The following is a 20894-nucleotide window of genomic DNA, read 5'->3' as shown; positions in this document are numbered from 1 at the left end:
CTTTCACTTGGGATATGCTAGGCAGCTAACCGATAAAAGTTCTCTGCTATTTGATTTGGCGTTTTAAAATCCAAACTCTTTTGAATTCTTCGCTGATTATAAAATAACACAATGTATTTTGTAATATCTGCTTTAGCTTCATCTCTGGTTTTATAGTTGCAATGATGCACTAATTCATTCTTGAGTATGCCCCAGAAACTTTCAATCGGTGCATTATCGTAACAGTCCCCACGTTTGCTCATTGAACCTTGAAAATCACATTTTTCCAGTATCTTTCGATATTCATGGCTGCAATATTGGCTGCCTCTGTCCGAATGAATAATTAAGCCTTTCGTTGGTTTTTGATTACGAATCGCCATAGTCAGTGCATTGCAAACAAGTTGTGCGGTCATACGCTCATTTAAGCTATAGCCAACCACTTGTTTCGTGTACAGGTCTTTTACTGCTGCCAAGTATAACCAACCTTCAGCAGTCCAAATGTATGTAATATCGCTTGACCATGCAAGATTGGGCTTAGTCATTGAAAACTGTTGCTCTAGTAAATTTGCGTAGATCGCTCGATTATGATCACTCTTCGTAGTTCTTTTGAAACGCTTATGACGCTTACAATACAGCTGGTTGAGCTTTTTTATTTGACGTACAGCATACGTACTGATTTTGATACCTTGCGCTTGTAAATGCTTAGTTAATCGAATATAGCCATAGCTTTGTTTAGTTTCCTCATGAGCTATTTTGACCAAAATTGTCTGTTGATTTCGCTGAACCAATCTTTTATTCATGCCTCGTTTTAGCCAATCATAAAATCGTGACACTGAAACGTGAAGTAATCTAGCCATAAAGCTAATCGGGAATAAATATCTTTGCTGTTTCATATAGGCGTACCTTACTGACTTTCTTTCGCAAAGTACGCTGCTGCCTTTTTTAGAAATTCACGTTCCATTTCAGCTGTTTTGAGCTGTTGTTTGAGCTTTTTATTTTCTTCGAGTAAGGCATTTAGATCAGGTGAATATTGTTTAGTGCCTGCTAAGGTGCCAGTCTTTGCTTTATTATTCCAATTTGAAAGAGTTTGCATTGAAATGCCAAGTTGTCTGGCTGTTTCCGATACATTGCCTTGATTGGCTTCAATCAATTTTATTGCTTCAACTTTAAATTCTGCGGTGTAAGTCTTCTGTTTCTTGCTCATGGTAAACTCCTGATGAGTGTCTATAGTTTACCAAGTTAAAACCTCCTGTTTTCTCAGCACACATCACAACTACCACAGGTAAGCTATTAGTAAAAGCAGCTGAAATTTATGGTGATATTAAGAAAGCAAATAAGGGTATAGTCGATTCAAAGGTTTTTGTACAAAAACTTAAAGATCAAGGCGTAAGTGAGCTTGTTGGAATAGCTGATGATTTGGTAACTGTTTTTGGTCCTGCCAGTACTCCTTTTGATAGAGCTTTAGCAGCTTTTGACCTTATTATTGGAACAGATTTAAAACCGGGGAAGGCTGAATCATTAAAGCTTGCTCAAGCTGAATTGGATAAATTAAAAGTAGATCAAGCTTATACTTTAAAAGTTTTACAAGTAAAAAAAGACGTAGTTACCAGAAACCGATTAAACGGTAAAGAATTTGAAATGAGTGCTGCAAGTAAATTGGGGGTAAAGCGAAATACCGATCGACAAATGATTACCATAAAAACTGAGAGAGATGGACAGATTAATATTATTCCAGATGCATTCGGTAATGGTGGGACATTAGTTGAGTTCAAGAATGTCCAATATCTTACAGATACCCAGCAACTCAGGGGGTATGGGGCAACAGGAAAACCAGTTACTTTAGTAGTAAATATGAATACAAAGATATCTGAAACAGTGAAGAATAGTATTTTATCTAATAAGGGGACAATTCAAAGATTTGATCCTATCAAAAATACTCTCCACTCATATTAGGAAATTATCAAATGAAGTTTAAGCGTCCTATTTATAGCAAAATTTTTACTCCAAATATGTTGAGAGATCCCCAAGAATTTTTTAAACGGATACACCACTACTGTAATTCCTTTCCAGAAATGCTTCCAGAAAAGTATGGTTTTTGGGAACCATTAAAAATCCCATTTTCACCTGACATAATAGAAAAACTGATTCCTAATGACAGAGGGGGAGCTGCTGATCGATTATTGTGTCAACGTTTAAAAAAGCCCCGTTATCAAGGAAGTTTTTGGCCTTCACTGCATGGAGAGACGCATAGTGAGGAATATCTTACCTCAGAGTTTACTCAAATTGATCAGCATAAATTGATAAATTATCTGAAAACTACTACCTTACAATTTAATGCGGACTTAGCAATTATTGATGCAAATCGGCATTCGGAACCACAGTTAGGAATTAAAGAAGGATGGCGTGGGGTAACACCTTTTTCCTATGAACTAAAACATTGGTTACCAGATATGTATTGGGGAACGGTATTTGGTAAACCTTATGTCGATTTATTTGGCTTAGAGTGTTTATTGTCTACCCCCGCGTATAAAGTAGAAAAGTTATCAGATGATGCTGTTTACATTCAATTAACTGAGCAAGTACAAGATATATTTGAAAAAACAGAACATGTGGATGAACAGCGTGAAATAGTTAAACATCATTTGGGTACTGATGCCTTTTGGTCACCAGAAAAGGCTTATGTAATAAACACGGATTATAGAGTTTTAAAAGGCTTATCTGAACATAATGTAATTAATATTCCTTTGCAGACTAATTATACTGATGTCTTCCGTGTGCCTCATTTTAATTTAATATCAGATGCTTATATGCAAGCAGAAGTGCCGCCGGAAAATATTTATACATATTTGAAGGGAATAAAGGAATTTGGTACCGATCAATGGATTGTTCAATTGTCTCAAGCATGGTTATTACGCATGTTTGATCCTATAGCGCTTGGTTATGGTGTTGAGGATGTTTATAGTCATGGTGAGGTAAGTGAAATAGAGTTTTTTTATAAACCCGATGGATATGACTCTCCTATAGAAAAGGAACTATTTATTGGAGCGTGGGATCGACCAGAGCAAGAAACAATGAGCCGTCAGAAGTATGCTGAATCCATACTTCAAGTATTAGCTAGTAATTACCCATTAGCGCAATCAGAATGGTCAAATGTAGAAAGTAAAGTTGATCATTTTGAGGGGCATTCAGAAGTTTATTTAGACCAAATCGATCCACAAGAGTTTAATTTGTTTCGTATAGCAATTAAAGTAATTGTATTTGAGCGGTTTTTTGTTAAAGTCACTTTCATGGATTATTGGTGTAATGACTTGAGTGAATCTCAAGAAATTTCTAACCCAATTTTTAACTTGTTTAAAGCTAAGTAATATTTATATAAAAAGACTTTTATTGATAAAAATAAGGGGATGAAGCCCCTTATTTTTATTCTGTACAAGAAATATATAGCAGCGAATATAGCTGTTGAATGTTCTGTCATCCACTATGGATGACAGAACATCTGCTTTAATTGAATTATCAATACGTGTGGATTTAAAGGCAGCTAAAAATGTTGATGCCTTAAAAAGCGATCAAAAAATTCTTGTGAAGAATTTAGGGACACCCTTAACAAGAATTTAATTCTTTTTGGAGAAAAATGTGAATGAAGCATTAAGAAAAATAGAGATTCTTTGGAGTAAAGAACTAAAGCACGCTGTTCATAGAGGAGAAAAAACTTTTTTTCAGTTTCGTTGTATTTTGAATAATGGTATTTCACCAGATAGATTTGATGATATCGATTTGCAATTACCCACAGAGTTTAAGGAGTTCCTTTTAGTTAGTAATGGGGCTGATTTATTCAAGGATGAGGAATATGGGCAATGGGGAGCGAGAATATTTAGTATTGATGAGTTACAGTCATCTAATAAATATTATAGAGAGTTAAGGCCTAAAGACTTCACTAAGGGGGATTTGATAATTGGTGAGTTTTATGGTGATTCAGATTTGTTATTGTTAAGGTGTGATCCTGAAAGTAAGGATTATGGCGTTGTACTTATCGCTTTACCTTTTGATAATCGCTCAGATTGGTATTGTTCAGTCAACTTTGAATATTTTATAACTGACTATGTTAATTTTGAGGGCGATAAATTCTGGGAGATGCGAACAAAAAAATAATTTTATTGAAGCTCTAACAAGGGCTAGTTTTTTAGCATATCCCATTTTATTTATTATTCTAATTATGTTGCAAAGATTAATGCTTAAAATTAAATATATAAGTCATCTCTAGAGCTAATCTATAGTTTGCTATGTAGTTACTAAATTAATAAAGCAAGAAAGGTATATCCTTATTTTTCTATGAATATATAAGCCCATTTCCGATGGCTAATTTCTTTCTTTGAGCCTGTAAATTATTTTGTGTAAGTTCCATTTTTTATAAATGATCTTTTAATCGATCATCGAACTGAATCGTAAACCAATTCATTGCTAAACGCCAATTTTGAATTGGCATCGTCCATTTCTTCGCAGCATTTGATGTTGCTAAGTAAATGACCTTCTTTACTGAGTCATCAGATGAAAAGATTTTCCTTTTCTTCGTTGAATGGCGTATTACGCTATTCAACGACTCAATCGCATTTGTTGTATAAATTGCATGACGTATTTCGGCTGGATAGCTAAAGATCGTTCGGATATTTTCCCAATTGGCCCGCCAGGATTCTCCAATTTTGGGATACTGGTGATTCCATTGATCACAGAAGATGTCTAGGGATTTTAAAGCATTTTCCTCTGTACTTGCCTGATAAATCGCTTTCAGACCCGACGTAACAGCTTTGTAGTCTTTCCAGCTTACAAATCTCAGGCTATTGCGTACAACATGCACGATACACAGTTGAATATCAGTATGAGGGTAAACAGAGGCTATCGCGTCAGGAAAGCCTTTTAATCCATCTACACAGGCAACAAGAATGTCCTGTACTCCTCGATTTTTTAGCTCTGTCATGACTGACAGCCAGAATTTGGCACCTTCTGTCTGAGCAATCCACATACCCAGTAATTCTTTTTGCCCATCCATATTGATGCCTAAAGCAAGGTATACGGACTTGTTAATCACATTGGAGTGCTGACGGACTTTGACAACAATACAGTCAAGATAGACAACAGGATAAAGGCTATCTAAGGCTCTATTTTGCCACTCAGTCACTTGCTCAATCACAGCATCGGTAACTTTGCTGATGAGAGATGCTGACACATCGGCATCGTACATTTCTTTGAAGAAGGCTACAATTTCCCTATTAGTCATTCCTTTTGCATACAGTGAGAGGATTTGGTCATCCATACTGGTGATGCGTGTTTGGTGCTTTTTTATAATTTGTGGCTCAAATGAACCTTCTCGATCACGGGGAATATCTAAAGCCAGTTGTCCATCTTGAGTTGTAATGGTTTTAGAACTAAACCCATTACGGCTATTTGAGCCTTTCTTGGGCTGATGCTTTTCATAACCGAGATGGTCTGAAAGTTCAGTATTGAGTGCAGTTTCAATCATGAATTTTTTAAAGACTGCTGTCATTTGGTTTAAGTCTTCTGGTGTTTTTAGACCTTTAGCCAATTCGGCAGCCATACTTTTGATTGTTGCTTCATCCATGTGAAGTACCTTTTGTAATTATCCTCTGAAGGATAAATGAAAATTAAGTACTTACACAAAATTTAGAACAGTCCCCTTTCTTTTTAACGATCTACTTTAATACAAATGTCATTTCCCACGCTTGACGTCAACAAGAGCGAATACTATCCTTTGCGGGCTGGCCTACATTGCCAGTTGGTTTTAGCAGACCATCAGCCAAAGTACACGAAAAAGTCTAACTTTTTTGTGGAAATCCCTGCGTGCCCCCTCTGCGGCGGAACGGGAGGGGGACACCTTCGGGTGTGCTGGATTCTTTGGCTCCAGTCTGCTAACCCTCTTTCGTTTCGCCACCATTATTTAGCAGTAATGCGGTGAGACTTCTTTTATAGCCAAAGGAGTTCGCTATGCGTACTAATTCTTCTCGATTTTTGGCCTTTGCCAAACTCTCTCTAGCCATACCGCTTAAACAGTCTATAAATCGGTTTAACCGACCCTAGGTTTTTATGCCTAAACATCGTTACGACTAAAACATAGCAACAATAAAACCGAGGTAGGCGAGCACACCATTATTGTGCGGCTTTTACATGCCTGTTTTTAGCACTCAATTTAAGAGTGACGGCATTTCTATCTCTTTTATATACAACAAAAAATTATTTTAAGCGGTATATATGAAAAATTTAGAATCTTCATTTAGAGCACTACGAGTGCTGCACACAGCAAAAGATTTATTTAATCAAGATGGGTTTAACAAGGTCGGTGTTGACCGAATTATTGCTGAAACCAACATCCCCAAAGCGACTTTCTATAATATCTTTCATTCAAAAGCACGACTGATCGAGATGTGTTTAACCTTTCAAACGGATGCGCTTAAAGTAAAAGTCCTTTCAATTATCAATTCATACAGCGAACTTATGGTGTTCGATAAACTCAAGCAAATTTACTTTTTACATGCCAATTTAGAGGGCTTTTACCGTTTACCATTTAAAGCAATTTTTGAAATTGAAAAGTGTTATGCAACGGCTTATCGAGTGGTTGTTGATTATAGAAACTGGTTTATAAATGAGCTTTATAACCTGCTTCTTACTGTCAAAACGACCGCTTCAATAAAAGATGCCCACATGTTTCTATTTGCAATTGATGGGGCAATGGTTCAACTGTTAAGTGCCAATAGCGTAGATGAACGGGATAAATTATTAAATTACTTTTTATTTATGCTATCTGAGCATTCAACTTAAACCTTAAAAATAAAAAGCCCGTGATTGGGCTTTTTATTTTATATCTTGATTAAAACTTAAGTTTTTTAAGTCCGCGACTCACACCATTTTGTAGAGCGGCTTTAATAATAGGACCAATAAAAGGAACGCGGCCTTTAAAGCTAATGGTGTAATCCAAACGAGTTCGATTATTTCCCAAGTCAGTAAATTTCATGACACCACGGTGACCTTTAATTGGGCTAATCCCGCTCGTGATTGCATATTCAATCAGTTCATTTTCTTTATAAACTAAATTTGTTTCTACAAATGAAGGGGTCAACGGAATAGACATTTTGCGCGCAGAGCCAACACCATTACGAGCGTCTTTTCCGTCGCTTATACGAGTCACTTTAGCAGGAGCAAAAAGTTTACTTAGGTTTTCATGCTCACTTAAAGTCGCGAAGACCTTGTCTATGGGTGCATCAAATTCTTGTACGATGTTGATTTTTTGAGTTTTTAACATCTTATTCCCTCTAGAAATTATTTTGACATTGGTAATTGTCAGAATTTGGATGTTAGCACGCTTTGGGCAATGGGGGAATTCTTCTTCGTCGGAGTTATCGCATACTTAAAAAATTCACTTTGGTAAATCTACAATGCTTTTTGGCCTTTTCTTAATTTTTTAAAGAAAGGCTGAATCATAGACCAGTTGGTTGAAACCCAGCAAATAAAGGAACCAGCCGTCACCATTGCTGTTCCTTGCCAAAAGCTCATTGAAAGTTGAGTTTGTAAAACAAACATCGCCAAAATAGACGAAATAATCGGGGTGAAATAAGAGGCCACCACAAGCACGGTAATGTTTCCATGAATGATGCCAATGTTCCAAGCAGCATAACCAAAACCCATGGCAGCAGATGCCACTAAAAGGGTGAGGAGAGCTGGAATATCCATTGAAGGGATGGCAAAGTGCCCCGATACAAGCAGCTTGAACCATAGTGTTAGCGCGACACCAACAAAGAAAATGGAAATTGGATTTTGCCCATTACTTAATTTTTTGGTGAGTACACAGTAAAAAGCCCAAATGATGGCACCTGAAAATGCCAAAATATAGCTGAGTGGGTTGCTATGAAAATTATCGACAAGACTATTTAGACTAAAATCACCGCTACCAGTTTGAATAAAAATAATGCCGAAAATTGAAAGCATTAGACCTAAAATAATAAGGAAATTAAACTTTAATTCCTTAAAAATAACAAAAGCTAAAACCGTTAAACTCGGCCACAGATAGTTAACAATACTAATTTCAATTGCTTGTCTTGCTGTCTGAGAATAAGCAATCGCAAATGAAAAGCACACCTCATAAGCCACGAACAGAATTGTGCCAAATATTAAGTATTTTCTAGAGATCTGCTTAAAATCTGGAACTTTGAAAATGGCAAGCAACAGTAGCGCACTTAAAGAATAAATAAAGGTAACACCTAGCTCAGGCCCAATGGCGGCACTGACTTGTTTCATTAAGCCGACCAGAGATGCCCACATGAGAATGGCGCTTAAACCAATCAATGTTGCTAGATTTTTTGACATAAAATTCAGTAAATAACGTTTAAAAAATGGTAAAAGATGAAGCTATATAGATGAAAGGAATCAATTTTCAAGCTAAGGAATATAGGACAAATTATATAAAATATAAACAATTAAATTTATTGATTGGTTGAATCTGCTATGTTTATTTAGCATTCAATTGAGTAACGAAATTTCGAATAAAACAACATTTGTACGAGGAAAATATGGAAGTCATTAAAACGGTTGGTGTTGTTGGAGCAGGTGTAATAGGTGCAAGTTGGACGGCCTTATTTTTATATAAAGGATTTAAAGTTAATGTTTACGACCCGTATCCTATAGATGAAGCGGTCTTTAAAAAAAGAATATCTGCAAATTTAAATGATTTATTGGTTTTGGACCAGAACGCTGAGCACACTCATTCTTTATCAGATGTACTACTTCATCTGGAAATTTTTAATCACTTAAAAGATGCGGTTTTAGATGTAGATTTTATTCAAGAAAATGCCCCTGAACGTCTCGATGTAAAACAACAGCTGTATCAAGAAATCACAGCATATTGCCCTGAACATACCATTATTGCTTCAAGTTCATCGGGCTTAAAAGTGTCTGATTTTCAAAAAGAGGCGCAACATCCTGAACGTATTTTATTAGGTCATCCTTTTAATCCACCTCATCTTTTACCTTTGGTCGAGATCGTTGGCGGTAATTTGACTGATCCTCAAATTTTAAAACAGGCTTCTGAGTTCTATAAACAGCTGGGCAAAAATCCAATTGTTTTAAATAAAGAAGTAAAAGGGCATGTCGCAAACCGTTTGCAGGCTGCGCTATGGCGAGAAGCCTTTTCATTGGTTGAACAAGGTGTGTGCTCTGCCGAAGATGTTGATGTCGCGATTACCAGTGGGCCGGGTTTAAGATGGGCGCTCTTTGGCCCCTACATTAATATGCAGCTTGCCAACCAAAAGGGCTTTATAGAGGCAATTCATCATTTAGGCCCACCAATGACAGAATGGTGGAACGATATGCATGCATTTCAACATTCAGACGAGACAACAGGGTTATTGGAAGCACAAACCAACCAGTTACTAACACAATATAAAGATATCGATTTATACCAAACCAGAGATAAAGGTCTGGTCGATATCTTAAAGCTGAGACAACAACTTAAGTTAGATTGAGTTAAATCTTGAAGACAAAGCCAGTCATTTTATTGCAGAGATGATTGGCTTTTTTTGTTGGGGTAAATAACAAAAACATCCCTAGCTGAAACAATCCTAGATTCATTAAATGTTACTGAAATTCCTATCGCGTTGCATTTGAACTATATGCCTTACGTGAAAAGTAAGAATCGTTGCAAACCGTAAAGAAAGCCTCCTCATAATCAAAGGACATGATAGAAAATAGAGGAATAACAATATGCGCGCTCTAACTTACCACGGTGCCGAAGATGTTCGAGTAGAAACAGTAGCAGACCCTATTATTCAAGAACCGGATGACATTATTTTACGAGTGACTGCCACAGCGATATGTGGCTCTGATTTACATTTATATCGAGGCAAAATCCCCAGAACCGAACAGGGCGATATCTTTGGGCACGAGTTTATGGGCGTGGTTGAAGAGGTCGGTCCGGCCGTCACCGCAGTGAAAAAGGGTGATCGTGTCATTGTTCCTTTTGTGATTGCCTGTGGTGAATGTTTCTTTTGCCAACTTGACCTAACAGCTGCTTGCGAAACCACGAATACAGGGCGCGGCGCAATTATTAATAAAAAGCAGATTCCACCAGGTGCGGCTTTATTTGGTTATAGTCATCTTTACGGCGGTATACCGGGCGGGCAAGCAGAATATGTGCGTGTGCCAAAAGCCAATAAAGGCCCTTTTAAAGTGCCAACCTCATTGTCAGATGAAAAAGTACTTTTCTTGACCGATATTTTACCCACCGCTTGGCAAGCCGTGACCAATGCCCAAGTGAAACATGGCTCAACCGTTGCAATTTATGGTGCTGGTCCAGTCGGACTGTTAAGCGCTGCTTGTGCCAAGATGCTCGGTGCTGAAAAGATATTTATGGTCGATCACAATGACTATCGATTGAACTATGCAGCGGCAACATACGGTGCCATTCCAGTTAATTTTGATGAAGTCGATGCGGCCGAATTTATTATACAACATACCGACAATTACCGCGGTGTCGATGCTGTGATTGATGCGATTGGCTTCGAGGCAAAAGGCAGTGTGATTGAAACAGTCCTGACCAATTTAAAGCTTGAAGGTTCAAGTGGTGCAGCACTGCGTCAATGTATTGCCGCGGTTCGCCGTGGTGGTGTTGTCAGCGTACCGGGTGTCTATGCAGGCCCGATTCATGGTTTCTTATTTGGCGATGCTTTTGATAAAGGACTAACTTTTAAAATGGGCCAAACCCATGTGCATCAATATTTACCGCAACTCTTAGAATTGATTGAGCGTGGTGAATTAACACCTGAAACGATTATTACCCACCGAATGAAATTAGAAGATGCCGCAGAGGGTTATCGCATTTTTAATGAAAGAGAAGAGGACTGTCGTAAGGTGATTCTGCTTCCTTAATACGCTCTCTTATAATTTAGTCTTAAGCCTCTTCGTAAAAGGGGCTTTTTTATTTTGAAGTGCACAATTTTTAGTGCAGCTTTTTATTTTTGAACTTAAATCGCACTCAAATTGCCCAATTTTAGTATTACTTTTAGCCAAAAACGTAATACTAAGCTGGCATGTCCTTTGCATAGTCTTAACCAATCAAAAGTGATCTAGGGTTCCGATACTTACAGTATGTCTGGACCGAGAGTTCACGGTTCCTAGCGAACTACACGGAGGGATAAAAGCCCGGGAGGAAGTCTAAAACTATCCGACAGGAGTAGCTATGAACACTGCAAGTTATCATAACAATCAGGCGATTTGGACCGAACTTTTACCCGGCGGACATCACTGGTCGGGTCGTATTCAAAAAGGAACTATTCTTAGATTTACATCGCTTGGCGCTCAGGCAAATGTTTCTTTGTTTTGTGTAAATGCTGCCGATGTGTTTGAACGTTTTAACATGCCCGACAGTTTAAAAGGGCAACACACTGCCTATTTAAAAGCTTCCAATGTGCTGTACTCAGATCTTGGCCGTGTCATGGCTTCCATTGTTCATGACGATCATGGTTGGAACGATGCACTTTGTGGCCCAAGCCGACCTGAGCAAATTGAAAAGCAATTTGGTGCGCGCACATTTCAAGATGCCCGCAATGATATGTACCAAAACGGCTTAGACAGTTTACTCATTGAAATGTGTAAATACGGACTTGCCAACCAAGACCTGAGTGCCGCCGTTAACCTATTTTCTAAAGTTGTGCCAGATGAAAACGGCGCTTTGTCTTATGTCAGTTCTGACAACACCAATCAAAGCATTGAACTGCGTTTTGAAATGGACTGCCTGCTATTTTTATCTGCCGCACCGCACGGTTTAGATACCAGTCAAAGCTATCAACCTGCCGATATTCAACTCAGTTTATTTAAAGCCAATTCACTAACAGACAGCGATATTTGTCGTGATGCGTGTTCACAAAATCAGCGTGCGTTTCAAAACACAGCCCGCTACTACGCGCTTAGCAATATTTAAATCAGGAGAAGCATCATGACAGTTTTACAATCATTTGAAAAAGCAGTTTTAAATGAAGTTTGTCCTGCGGGTGAAGCATGGATGTGCGAGGTTAAAAAGGGCCAATACTTTCGAATTATTGATCTTGAGGGAAACCAAGCGGTCGATACTTTATTTATGAGTGCCGAAAATCCAACTGAGCGTTATAGTGCAATGGACACTTTGGCTATCAACCAACAAATCTATTTAGAAAAGGGCACCAAGCTCTATAGTAACTTTGGCCGTCTAATTGCCGTTATTCATGATGATAACTGTGGTCGCCATGACACTATTGGCGGTGCTTGTTCATGTGAAAGTAATACTGTTCGCTATGCACATGAAACGTATCCTATGCATAGTTGCCGTAACAACTTTATGTATGCATTGGCAAAACACCCGATTGCAAAAAAGCATGGTTTAAATGTGCGTCACATCGGCCCAAACATTAACTTTTTTATGAATGTGCCTGTGACACCTGACGGTCAGCTTAAATTTGATGACGGAATTTCAGGCCCCGGTAAATATGTCGAAGTTCGGGCGGAAATGGATTTAATTGTTTTAATTTCCAATTGTCCTCAGCTCAATAACCCATGTAATGCCTATAACCCAACCAAAATTCAACTGGTTGTCCGTGAAGCGGAAGGGGTGTAAGCATGTTTAAAAAAGTTCTGATTGCTAACCGCGGTGCAATTGCCTGTCGCGTAATTCGCACCCTTAAAAAACTTGGGATCGCTTCGGTTGCAGTTTACTCCGAAGCCGACCGTGATTCTTTACACGTGACTTTGGCCGATGAAGCTTTTCTGATTGGCCCTGCACCTGCGCATCAAAGTTATTTAAATATTGAAAAAATCCTTGAGGTTGCAAAACAGTCGGGATCAGAAGCCATTCACCCTGGGTATGGTTTTTTGTCTGAAAATGCCGAGTTTTGTGATTTGTGCGAAAGCCAAGGCATTGCTTTTATTGGGCCAACTTCAAGCCAAATGCTCGATTTTGGTTTAAAACATACTGCACGTGAACTCGCAATTCAAAGCAATGTGCCTTTACTTCCGGGCAGTTCACTACTTGCAGATGAAGCTGAGGCCTTGACTGAAGCTGCTCGTATTGGCTATCCGGTCATGCTGAAAAGTACCGCGGGCGGTGGTGGTATTGGCATGCGTCTGGTTTGGAATGAAACCGAGTTAAAAGATGCCTACCAAACCGTGTCTTATTTAGCGCAGGTCAATTTTAAAGATGCAGGATTGTATTTAGAAAAATTTGTACAACATGCGCGCCATATCGAAGTGCAAATTTTTGGTGATGGACAAGGACAAGTTTTAGCCTTGGGTGAGCGTGATTGTTCGGTGCAACGCCGTAATCAAAAGGTGATTGAAGAAACACCCGCACCACACTTGAATGAACAGCAACGTGAGTATTTGCAAAAAGTTGCGATTCAACTCATGCAGTCAGTGAACTACCGCTCGGCAGGCACAGTTGAGTTCGTCATGGACACCGAAACCCAGGAATTTTATTTCTTAGAGGTCAACACCCGTTTACAAGTTGAGCACGGCGTGACCGAGCAAGTGTTTGGTGTCGACTTAGTCGAGTGGATGGTTACCTTGGCAAGCGGTGACTGGTCAGCACCAACAGAAAAGTTAGAGCCAACAGGACATTCCATTCAAGTTCGTCTTTATGCCGAAGACCCGATTAAACAGTTTCAGCCGAGTGCAGGCCTGCTTACACACGTTAAATTTGACCCGCAAGCCCGAGTCGAAACATGGGTAGAGACAGGTTCAACGGTGTCGTCTTTTTATGACCCAATGATTGCCAAAATCATTGTGACTGCTGCAACACGGGACCAAGCCATACAGGTAATGAGTGCTAGCCTTGCCAACACGCAAGTCGCAGGTATCGAAACCAATTTGGAATATTTGCAAAATATTATTGCTTGCGATGTGTTTGCTTTAGGTACCCAAACCACCCGATTTTTAAATACGTTTGAATGGAAAACACAAAAAATTGAGGTGTTGCAGGCTGGTATTCAAACCGCCATTCAGGACGTAACAGGCCGATTAGGTTATTGGGATGTTGGTGTGCCACCATCAGGTGCAATTGATCCGCTCAGTTTAACGGTGGCAAACCAGCTTCTAGCCAATGAACCAAATACTGCAGGGCTTGAATGTACCTTGCAAGGGCCAACTTTAAAGTTTCACTGCGACAGCCAAATTGTTATTACAGGCGGTGATATGCCGTCAAAACTTGATGGCGAACTGGTGCCGATGTGGCAAACCATCAATGTGAAAAAAGGCCAAGTTTTAAAATGTGGGATTATCCGTTCAGGTTGCCGTAGCTATATAGGTGTGAAAGGTGGTTTTGATGTTCCTGAGTATTTAGGGTCACAGGCGACTTTCACTTTAGGGCAGTTTGGTGGGCACGCAGGCCGTAATTTATTAATTGGCGATATGTTGCCAATTACTGAATATTCTACTCAATCGACCACAGCTTTAGCTCAAGTGCAAATTCCTAGCTTTACCCAAAACTGGGAAATTGCAGTGATGTATGGTCCACATGGCGCACCAGATTTTTTCACCAAACAAGATATTGATACCTTCTTTGCCAATGAGTTTGAGATTCACTATAACTCAAGCCGTACAGGCATTCGCTTAATTGGTCCAAAACCTGAGTGGGCACGTGAAGACGGCGGTGAGGCAGGCTTACATCCATCCAATATTCACGATAATGCTTATGCCATTGGGGCAATTGATTTTACGGGCGATATGCCAATTATTTTGGGTCCGGATGGTCCGAGCTTAGGTGGCTTTGTTTGCCCTGCGGTAGTCATTCATTCCGAGCTTTGGAAAATCGGGCAGCTAAAAGCAGGTGATAAAGTTAAATTTGTACCTGTGAGTTACACGCAAGCAAAAGCACTTGATCAAAAATATCATCAAAGCTTAACTGCGACCGGTACAACTCAGATCAATTTTAATCCAGCTATTCAAGCAGAACCCGACACTTTAAAAAATGCGGTTTTGGCCACTTTAGAAGGTGAAGCTGACTTACCAAGCGTGACCTATCGACCAGCAGGAAATAGCTATTTGTTGGTGGAATATGGTGAGTTAGTACTCGACCTAAACTTACGCTTCCGTATTCATGCACTCATGCAATGGGTCAAAGATCAAAATATTCAGGGCATTATCGACCTAACACCGGGTATTCGTTCACTACAAATTCATTTTGATTCAATCCAACTTGATCAATTGGAGCTTTTACAAAAACTTCAGCAAGCAGAAGCCGAGTTATCCGATATTCAAAATATGCAGGTGCCTTCACGGACTGTCTATTTGCCTTTGGCTTGGGAAGATTCGCAGACTCAACTTGCAACTGAGCGCTACACACAAATTGTTCGACCAGATGCACCGTGGTGCCCAGATAACGTCGAGTTTATTCGTCGTATTAATGGTTTAGCTTCCAAGCAAGCGGTTAAAGATGTGGTCTATAACGCAAACTATTTGGTGATGGGTTTAGGCGATGTGTATTTAGGTGCACCCGTGGCGACACCACTCGACCCACGCCAACGGTTAGTCACCACAAAATATAATCCGGCACGAACTTGGACACCTGAAAACGCCGTGGGCATTGGCGGGGCGTATATGTGTGTCTACGGTATGGAAGGACCGGGTGGCTACCAGTTTGTTGGTCGCACGACCCAAATGTGGAGCCGTTACCGTAAAAATGCTAACTTTGAACAAGGCAAACCGTGGTTATTACGCTTTTTTGACCAAGTTAAGTTTTATGAAGTTTCTGAGACTGAACTTTTGCAAATGCGTGAAGACTTTAAGGCAGGCCGTCTACAACTTCGCATTGAAGATGGCGTGCTCAACCTAAAAGAATACAACGAGTTTTTAAAAACACATCACGACAGCATTCAGGCCTTTAAAGATACACAGCAAGCTAACTTTGAGGCTGAACGCCGCCGTTGGCATGAAGCGGGCTTGCAAGAATATATCTCTGAAAGCCTTGATGCGGTTGATGAAGGCGAAACCGTAGTTATTCCTGAAGGGGGCTGTGCAGTCGAATCACACATGCCGGGCTCAATCTGGAAAATCGAATGTGCATCGGGAGATATAGTTGAAGAAGGTGCAACCCTTGCAGTAATTGAGGCAATGAAAATTGAAATTCCGATTATTGCGCCCGAACGCATGAAGGTTGAAACCATTACTATTGAAAAAGGACAAACCGTAAAAACAGGACAAGTGCTATTTACCTTGGCACCTGTGACCTAAATAAAAAAGAGAGCATCAATATCGATGCTCTCTTTTTTATTATGCTTCGGTCAAATGCTTTAATACTTTATGACCATGCTCAACAGCTTCTAATTTAATTTTCGACTCTGAGTTACCCGATAAAGGTGAAACGTCATAAAGCAAGAATGTGCTGCTTAATTGCATTTGCGTATATCGAATTGAATATTGAACCGCTTTTAAAAAGCTGTCGATTAAGTTCTCTTGGTCGTTCACCATGTTGGCTTCTGTTTGGCCGACTGTCATACTAATAATGACTTTTTTATCTTTTAATTTGTCGCCCTGAGAGCCATAGGCAAACTGATAAGTAAAGACCTCATCAAACCATAATTTCAAAATTGCCGGCATATTAAACCAGAACATTGGATATTGCAGAATGATGGTGTCATGGCGCAACAAGGCTTCTTGTTCAGCACTGACGTCAATTTTATAGTCTGGATAAAGCTGAAAAATATCTCGGACTTCAAGGTCTGGATCGGTTTTTACGAGTTCATTCACAATCGTTTTATTTGCAATAGATTGCGCGTAGTACGGATGAGCTAAAATCAGTAAAGCCATGAGAATACCTTTAAACTATAAAAATAATAGTCACTATAATTTTTATAGTATGGGTGTACAATAACTATCAAAGTTGATAGGTGGCGTTAAAAATGGCAAATACTGAAAATAAATGTGAAATCACCATGAATGGAAAAACGTATCCATGTCATATCAGTATGGCTATGGACTTGGTGGGTGGAAAATGGAAAGGCGTTATTTTGTATTATCTAAAAGATGGGCCAAAACGTTTTAATGAAATCAATCAATTAATGCCAACCATCACAGAAATGACCTTAAGCCTTCAACTTAAACAATTAGAGCAAAGTGGTTTAATCTCCAGAACCGTTTATGGTGAAAAAGCACCGATTAAAGTGGTCTATGAAATGACTGAATTAGGTCAATCTTTTAAACCTGTTTTAGAGTCTTTATCGGTATGGGCACATACAATGATTAATCAGTCATAAGATGAAAAATTAACTTTTTAAAAATAAGAATATTAGCCCCATCCCTGTGCATGGGGCTTTTTCTTGCCCAAAAATCACTCACAAATCTCTGCCAAGCCCATCAAAAAGACGCTTAAAAACTGGCACATTTTCTGCATCTCTTATCAGTAATACAAAAACTTAATTTGGTAATACCAAGCTAGAGGTGTGATATGAACGATGTAAAACCTGTGGTTCAACCAAAGCAAACTTTAAAAGCCTTTTTAGTCCAGTTGCTCAGCGTACGCGCAGGCGTATATATCAAACAAAACAATCAGCTGCCTAAAACAAAAGGATAAGACTGTGGCAAAACAAAAGCTTGCTCGAATCAGTATTACCGTACCTGAAACGACACTTAATGCACTCGATCAAAAAATTGTCGAGCAGAACTATGAAAGTCGCTCGCAAGCCATTGTCGACATGATTAATAAACACCTGATTGCAGAGCAAGAACAGGCCAATGAAGTCATGGTGGGCACCCTGACGCTACTTTATGACGCTAGCCAAATGACCTTACGCAATCAATTGGTTGATTTACAACAACAGTTTTTAGCACAAGTGATTAGTTCACTTCATATTCAGCTCGACCAACAAAAGATATTGCAAGTCATGTTAATGCAGGGCGCGAGTTCTGAGCTTAGACAAATTAGCCAGCAATTTATTGTGCTGAAAGGGGTAATCAAAGGACATCTAGAACTGATGGATGCCGTCATGCCGCCTATACAGCAAAATGACTAAATGAGGAGTAGCGTGTTGAAAAATTTATGGACCATCCAAGACTGGAAAACAGCATATCAAAATGGGCAAATCCATCTTAAAGATCTGGTTGGCTATGTTGCAGAAATTAAAAATGATGACCATGCATGGATTGAAATTGCATCGAACGAGCAGATTCAGGCACAAATGGATGTTTTAAACGATCAGAATATTACTGACTTACCACTATACGGTGTGCCATTTGCAGTCAAAGACAACATTGATGTCGCTGGCTTTCACACCACTGCTGCCTGTAAAGAGGTTCAATATTTAGCGACACAAGATGCTGCCGTCGTTGCCAAGCTAAAAAAAGCAGGGGCAATTGTGGTTGGTAAAACCAACCTTGATCAGTTTGCAACGGGACTGGTTGGTGTTCGCTCTCCATACGGTGCAGTAAAAAATAGTTTTAACCCCGAATATATCAGCGGTGGGTCAAGCTCTGGTTCGTCAGTGGTGGTTGCCAATGGTATTGTGCCTTTTAGTTTGGGGACAGACACGGCGGGGTCAGGGCGTGTACCTGCGGGTCATAACAATATTGTGGGCCTTAAGCCGACAAAGGGCTGGTTTTCTACCACAGGTTTAATTCCTGCATGTCGAACCATTGATGTCATTTCTATTTTTGCGCTGAATATTGATGACGCTTGGAATATTGCCAGTTTAATGCAGGGTTATGATGAAACAGATGAATATTCACGAGCACATCCAGCCAATGTACCGACTCAATTTTCTAAACGGAAGATTGCTATTCCAGCTCAGCTTGAGTTTTATGGTGATGCTGAATCTAAAAAAGCTTTTTTAGTTGCAGTCGATCGCGTAAAAAAACTGGGTTATGAAATTGAGAGTATTGATTTCAGCGCGTTTAATGAGCTTGCTGCCGCACTGTATAACGATGCATGGGTGGCAGAAAGAACAGTCGCCGTTGAACGCATGACAACACGTGAAAAGGCTCATCCAGTCATTGCCCAGATTATTGCACAGGCAGATAAATTCAAGGCAACAGATGCGCTTCAAGCCGAATATAACCGCGCCGTTCTGGCTCGAAAAATTAATTTGGCTTTACAACCTTTTGATGCCTTGATGGTTCCGACAGCGCCAACTATTTACACCATTGCCGAAGTTGAAGCCGACCCGTTGACTAAAAATGCACACATGGGGGCATATACCAACTTTGTCAATTTTGCTGATCTTTCGGCTTTAGCTTTACCTAACGTACTCCGTGAAGACGGCCTACCAAGCGGCGTAACCTTTATTGCACCAGCTTGGCACGATCAGGCACTCGTCAATTTTGCGCAGCTTTGGCAAGCCGAAACATCGCTGAGTTTAGGTAAATCAACTCAGCATTATCAAAAAAGTCTAGAAATCCAATCGAATCATTCAGTGCAGCTTGCTGTGGTGGGAGCACACTTAACAGGTATGCCACTTAATTTTCAGCTCACTAGCCGCAATGCCACTTTGCTTAAGAAAACCCAGACAGCAGACACTTATAAACTCTTTGCTTTAAAAAATACCACACCACCAAAACCAGGACTGCAATGCGATGCAGCAGGTACGTCCATTGAAGTTGAAGTGTGGGATATTCCTTTAGCAAATTTTGGAGCCATTGTGGCTGAAGTACCTGCACCACTTGGTATTGGGAACCTGAAACTAAAAGATGGTACATGGGTTAAAGGCTTTATTTGCGAAGCGTATGCCATTCAAGATGCAACCGATATTAGCCATTTTGGAGGTTGGCGAGCTTACATACAGTCACTCAATCAAACCGCTCAAAGTGTTGTTAATAAAAATGTTGGGGAAGTTTCTATATGATTAAAAAAGCGTTTTTATCCGTATCTATTTTATCGGCAGTTATATTGGGTGGGTGTGACAATACCGCTAAAGTACCCGAGGCCAAACAAGACGCTCAGGCAGCCACCACTACAAAACCAATTACGATTGGCTATAGTGATTGGCCGGGCTGGGTGGCTTGGCAAGTGGCTATTGAGAAAGGCTGGTTAAAAGAAGCAGGGCTAAATGTAGAGTTTAAATGGTTTGATTATTCGGCTTCTCTTTCGGCCTTTTCGGCAAATCAGCTCGACGCTGTTTTGGTCACCAATGGCGATAATTTGGTAACGGCCTCAGGTGGCACGCAAGGCATGATGATCATGGCCACAGATTATTCTGCGGGCAATGATGTCATTATTGCAAAAGAGGGCATTAATACCATTCAAAACCTAAAAGGAAAATCAATCGGCGTCGAAAAAGGCCTGGTTGATCATCTTTTATTGGCAACTGCTTTAACCGACCATAACATTAAAGCGAATGAGGTAAAGCTGGTAAATTCAGCAACGAACCAATTACCTCAAGTGTTTAATAGCCCTGATATTTCTGCGATTGCTGTTTGGCAACCTGTTGCAGGTCAGGCATTAAAAGCAGTGGCAGGCTCTAAAATTATCTATACTTCTAAAGACAAGCCGGGTTTAATTTACGACACCTTAACAGTCAACATGAGCCACTTAACTGCTCATCAAGAGGAATGGAAAAAAATCATTCAAGTGTGGGATAAAACAGTTAAATATATTAATGACCCTGCAACCCATGCCGATGCGGTTAAAATTATGGCAAAACGTTCAGGGGTTGATCCAAAGCAATATGAGTTGATGGTCAGCGGTACGCATTTATTAGATATCAATGCCAATAAAAAAGTATTTGCTAAATCTCAAGGTTTTGACTCAATTTATGGCTCTAGCTATCACGTCAATAAATTTAATGTTGAAAACGGTATTTATAAAACTGAACAAAATGTAGATGGGCTGATTTATCCAACACTCATAGAACAACTTAAATAAACCCCATAAATAAAAAAAGCCCAAGATGAACTTGGGCTTT

General features: G+C 39.7%; 18 protein-coding genes, 1 pseudogene and 1 riboswitch. Of the genes and pseudogenes, 14 read left to right on the top strand and 5 right to left on the bottom strand.

Annotation, left to right across the window (positions count from 1 at the left end; genetic code table 11):
- Window positions 1-17: 17 nt before the first annotated feature.
- Window positions 18-1183, bottom strand: a protein-coding gene (locus H7R46_RS11185; protein ID WP_085947552.1) for an IS3-like element ISAba21 family transposase whose coding sequence is annotated in 2 segments (ribosomal slippage) — window positions 18-925 and window positions 925-1183 — 1167 coding nt in all. Because the reading frame shifts where the segments join, the coding sequence is not laid out codon by codon here.
- A 62-nt stretch (window positions 1184-1245) separates the two neighbouring features.
- On the opposite strand from H7R46_RS11185, the pseudogene H7R46_RS11180 reads away from it, so the two are divergent.
- The 3 genes and pseudogenes from H7R46_RS11180 to H7R46_RS11170 form a co-directional block, all read left to right on the top strand.
- Window positions 1246-1932 (top strand): annotated as a pseudogene (locus H7R46_RS11180) (putative toxin); the annotation flags it as partial.
- 11 nt (window positions 1933-1943) lie between these two features.
- Window positions 1944-3344 carry a hypothetical protein gene (locus H7R46_RS11175; protein ID WP_005070065.1) on the top strand — a complete coding sequence of 467 codons (1401 nt, stop codon included), beginning with the start codon at window positions 1944-1946 and terminating at the stop codon, window positions 3342-3344.
- 268 nt (window positions 3345-3612) lie between these two features.
- Window positions 3613-4128 carry an SMI1/KNR4 family protein gene (locus H7R46_RS11170; protein ID WP_005070062.1) on the top strand — a complete coding sequence of 172 codons (516 nt, stop codon included), beginning with the start codon at window positions 3613-3615 and terminating at the stop codon, window positions 4126-4128.
- A gap of 256 nt (window positions 4129-4384) precedes the next feature.
- Here H7R46_RS11170 and H7R46_RS11165 read toward each other — a convergent pair whose 3' ends face one another.
- Window positions 4385-5593, bottom strand: a complete 1209-nt coding sequence (locus H7R46_RS11165; RefSeq protein WP_000343018.1) for an IS256-like element ISAba26 family transposase — start codon at window positions 5591-5593, stop codon at window positions 4385-4387.
- A gap of 647 nt (window positions 5594-6240) precedes the next feature.
- On the opposite strand from H7R46_RS11165, the gene H7R46_RS11160 reads away from it, so the two are divergent.
- Window positions 6241-6807 (top strand): TetR/AcrR family transcriptional regulator, encoded by a 567-nt coding sequence (locus tag H7R46_RS11160; RefSeq protein WP_005070059.1) that lies wholly within the window; start codon window positions 6241-6243, stop codon window positions 6805-6807.
- A 49-nt stretch (window positions 6808-6856) separates the two neighbouring features.
- Here H7R46_RS11160 and H7R46_RS11155 read toward each other — a convergent pair whose 3' ends face one another.
- Complete coding sequence (locus H7R46_RS11155; RefSeq protein ID WP_005070058.1) at window positions 6857-7288, bottom strand: SRPBCC family protein; 432 nt, start codon at window positions 7286-7288, stop codon at window positions 6857-6859.
- Between the two features lie 128 nt (window positions 7289-7416).
- Entirely contained in the window at window positions 7417-8349 is a 933-nt protein-coding gene (gene yddG, locus H7R46_RS11150) for an aromatic amino acid DMT transporter YddG (protein WP_005070055.1), read from the bottom strand.
- Window positions 8350-8552: 203 nt separating this feature from the next.
- Between yddG and H7R46_RS11145 the strand changes: the two genes are divergently transcribed.
- The 5 genes from H7R46_RS11145 to uca all read left to right on the top strand — a co-directional run bounded on the left by H7R46_RS11145 (window position 8553) and on the right by uca (window position 16233).
- On the top strand, window positions 8553-9503 hold the full coding sequence (locus H7R46_RS11145) for a 3-hydroxyacyl-CoA dehydrogenase NAD-binding domain-containing protein (protein WP_005070053.1): 951 nt from the start codon (window positions 8553-8555) through the stop codon (window positions 9501-9503).
- A 238-nt stretch (window positions 9504-9741) separates the two neighbouring features.
- Window positions 9742-10905 (top strand): zinc-dependent alcohol dehydrogenase, encoded by a 1164-nt coding sequence (locus tag H7R46_RS11140; RefSeq protein WP_005070050.1) that lies wholly within the window; start codon window positions 9742-9744, stop codon window positions 10903-10905.
- 186 nt (window positions 10906-11091) lie between these two features.
- Window positions 11092-11187, top strand: a riboswitch (guanidine-I (ykkC/yxkD leader).
- Window positions 11188-11215: 28 nt separating this feature from the next.
- Window positions 11216-11956 carry an urea amidolyase associated protein UAAP1 gene (locus H7R46_RS11135; RefSeq protein WP_032012976.1) on the top strand — a complete coding sequence of 247 codons (741 nt, stop codon included), beginning with the start codon at window positions 11216-11218 and terminating at the stop codon, window positions 11954-11956.
- Window positions 11957-11971: 15 nt separating this feature from the next.
- A complete protein-coding gene (locus H7R46_RS11130) occupies window positions 11972-12625 on the top strand; it encodes an urea amidolyase associated protein UAAP2 (RefSeq protein ID WP_032012978.1) in 654 nt (217 codons plus the stop codon).
- A 2-nt stretch (window positions 12626-12627) separates the two neighbouring features.
- Entirely contained in the window at window positions 12628-16233 is a 3606-nt protein-coding gene (gene uca / locus H7R46_RS11125) for an urea carboxylase (RefSeq protein WP_086260812.1), read from the top strand.
- A gap of 39 nt (window positions 16234-16272) precedes the next feature.
- On the opposite strand, the gene H7R46_RS11120 is transcribed toward uca, so the two are convergent.
- Window positions 16273-16809 carry an NAD(P)H-dependent oxidoreductase gene (locus H7R46_RS11120; RefSeq protein WP_032012979.1) on the bottom strand — a complete coding sequence of 179 codons (537 nt, stop codon included), beginning with the start codon at window positions 16807-16809 and terminating at the stop codon, window positions 16273-16275.
- A 92-nt stretch (window positions 16810-16901) separates the two neighbouring features.
- Between H7R46_RS11120 and H7R46_RS11115 the strand changes: the two genes are divergently transcribed.
- The 5 genes from H7R46_RS11115 (at window position 16902) to H7R46_RS11095 (ending at window position 20854) form a co-directional block, all read left to right on the top strand.
- Window positions 16902-17255, top strand: a complete 354-nt coding sequence (locus tag H7R46_RS11115; RefSeq protein WP_000024061.1) for a winged helix-turn-helix transcriptional regulator — start codon at window positions 16902-16904, stop codon at window positions 17253-17255.
- A 191-nt stretch (window positions 17256-17446) separates the two neighbouring features.
- The gene (locus H7R46_RS11110) at window positions 17447-17572 is read left to right on the top strand and encodes a hypothetical protein (protein WP_001000631.1); all 126 of its coding nucleotides are present in this window, start codon (window positions 17447-17449) and stop codon (window positions 17570-17572) included.
- Window positions 17573-17576: 4 nt separating this feature from the next.
- A complete protein-coding gene (locus tag H7R46_RS11105; RefSeq protein ID WP_005111339.1) occupies window positions 17577-18011 on the top strand; it encodes a CopG family ribbon-helix-helix protein in 435 nt (144 codons plus the stop codon).
- A 12-nt stretch (window positions 18012-18023) separates the two neighbouring features.
- Window positions 18024-19835, top strand: coding sequence for an allophanate hydrolase (gene atzF, locus H7R46_RS11100; protein ID WP_042783446.1), 1812 nt, complete (start codon window positions 18024-18026; stop codon window positions 19833-19835).
- Window positions 19832-20854 carry an ABC transporter substrate-binding protein gene (locus H7R46_RS11095; RefSeq protein ID WP_017399759.1) on the top strand — a complete coding sequence of 341 codons (1023 nt, stop codon included), beginning with the start codon at window positions 19832-19834 and terminating at the stop codon, window positions 20852-20854. The genes atzF and H7R46_RS11095 overlap by 4 nt, the downstream gene beginning before the upstream one ends.
- Window positions 20855-20894 lie beyond the last annotated feature (40 nt).

The sequence above is a fragment of the Acinetobacter sp. BEC1-S18-ESBL-01 genome, from assembly GCF_014169935.1.
In the GTDB taxonomy this organism is placed as follows: Bacteria; Pseudomonadota; Gammaproteobacteria; order Pseudomonadales; family Moraxellaceae; genus Acinetobacter; species Acinetobacter pittii.
This window is presented reverse-complemented; position numbering and strand designations above follow the sequence as displayed.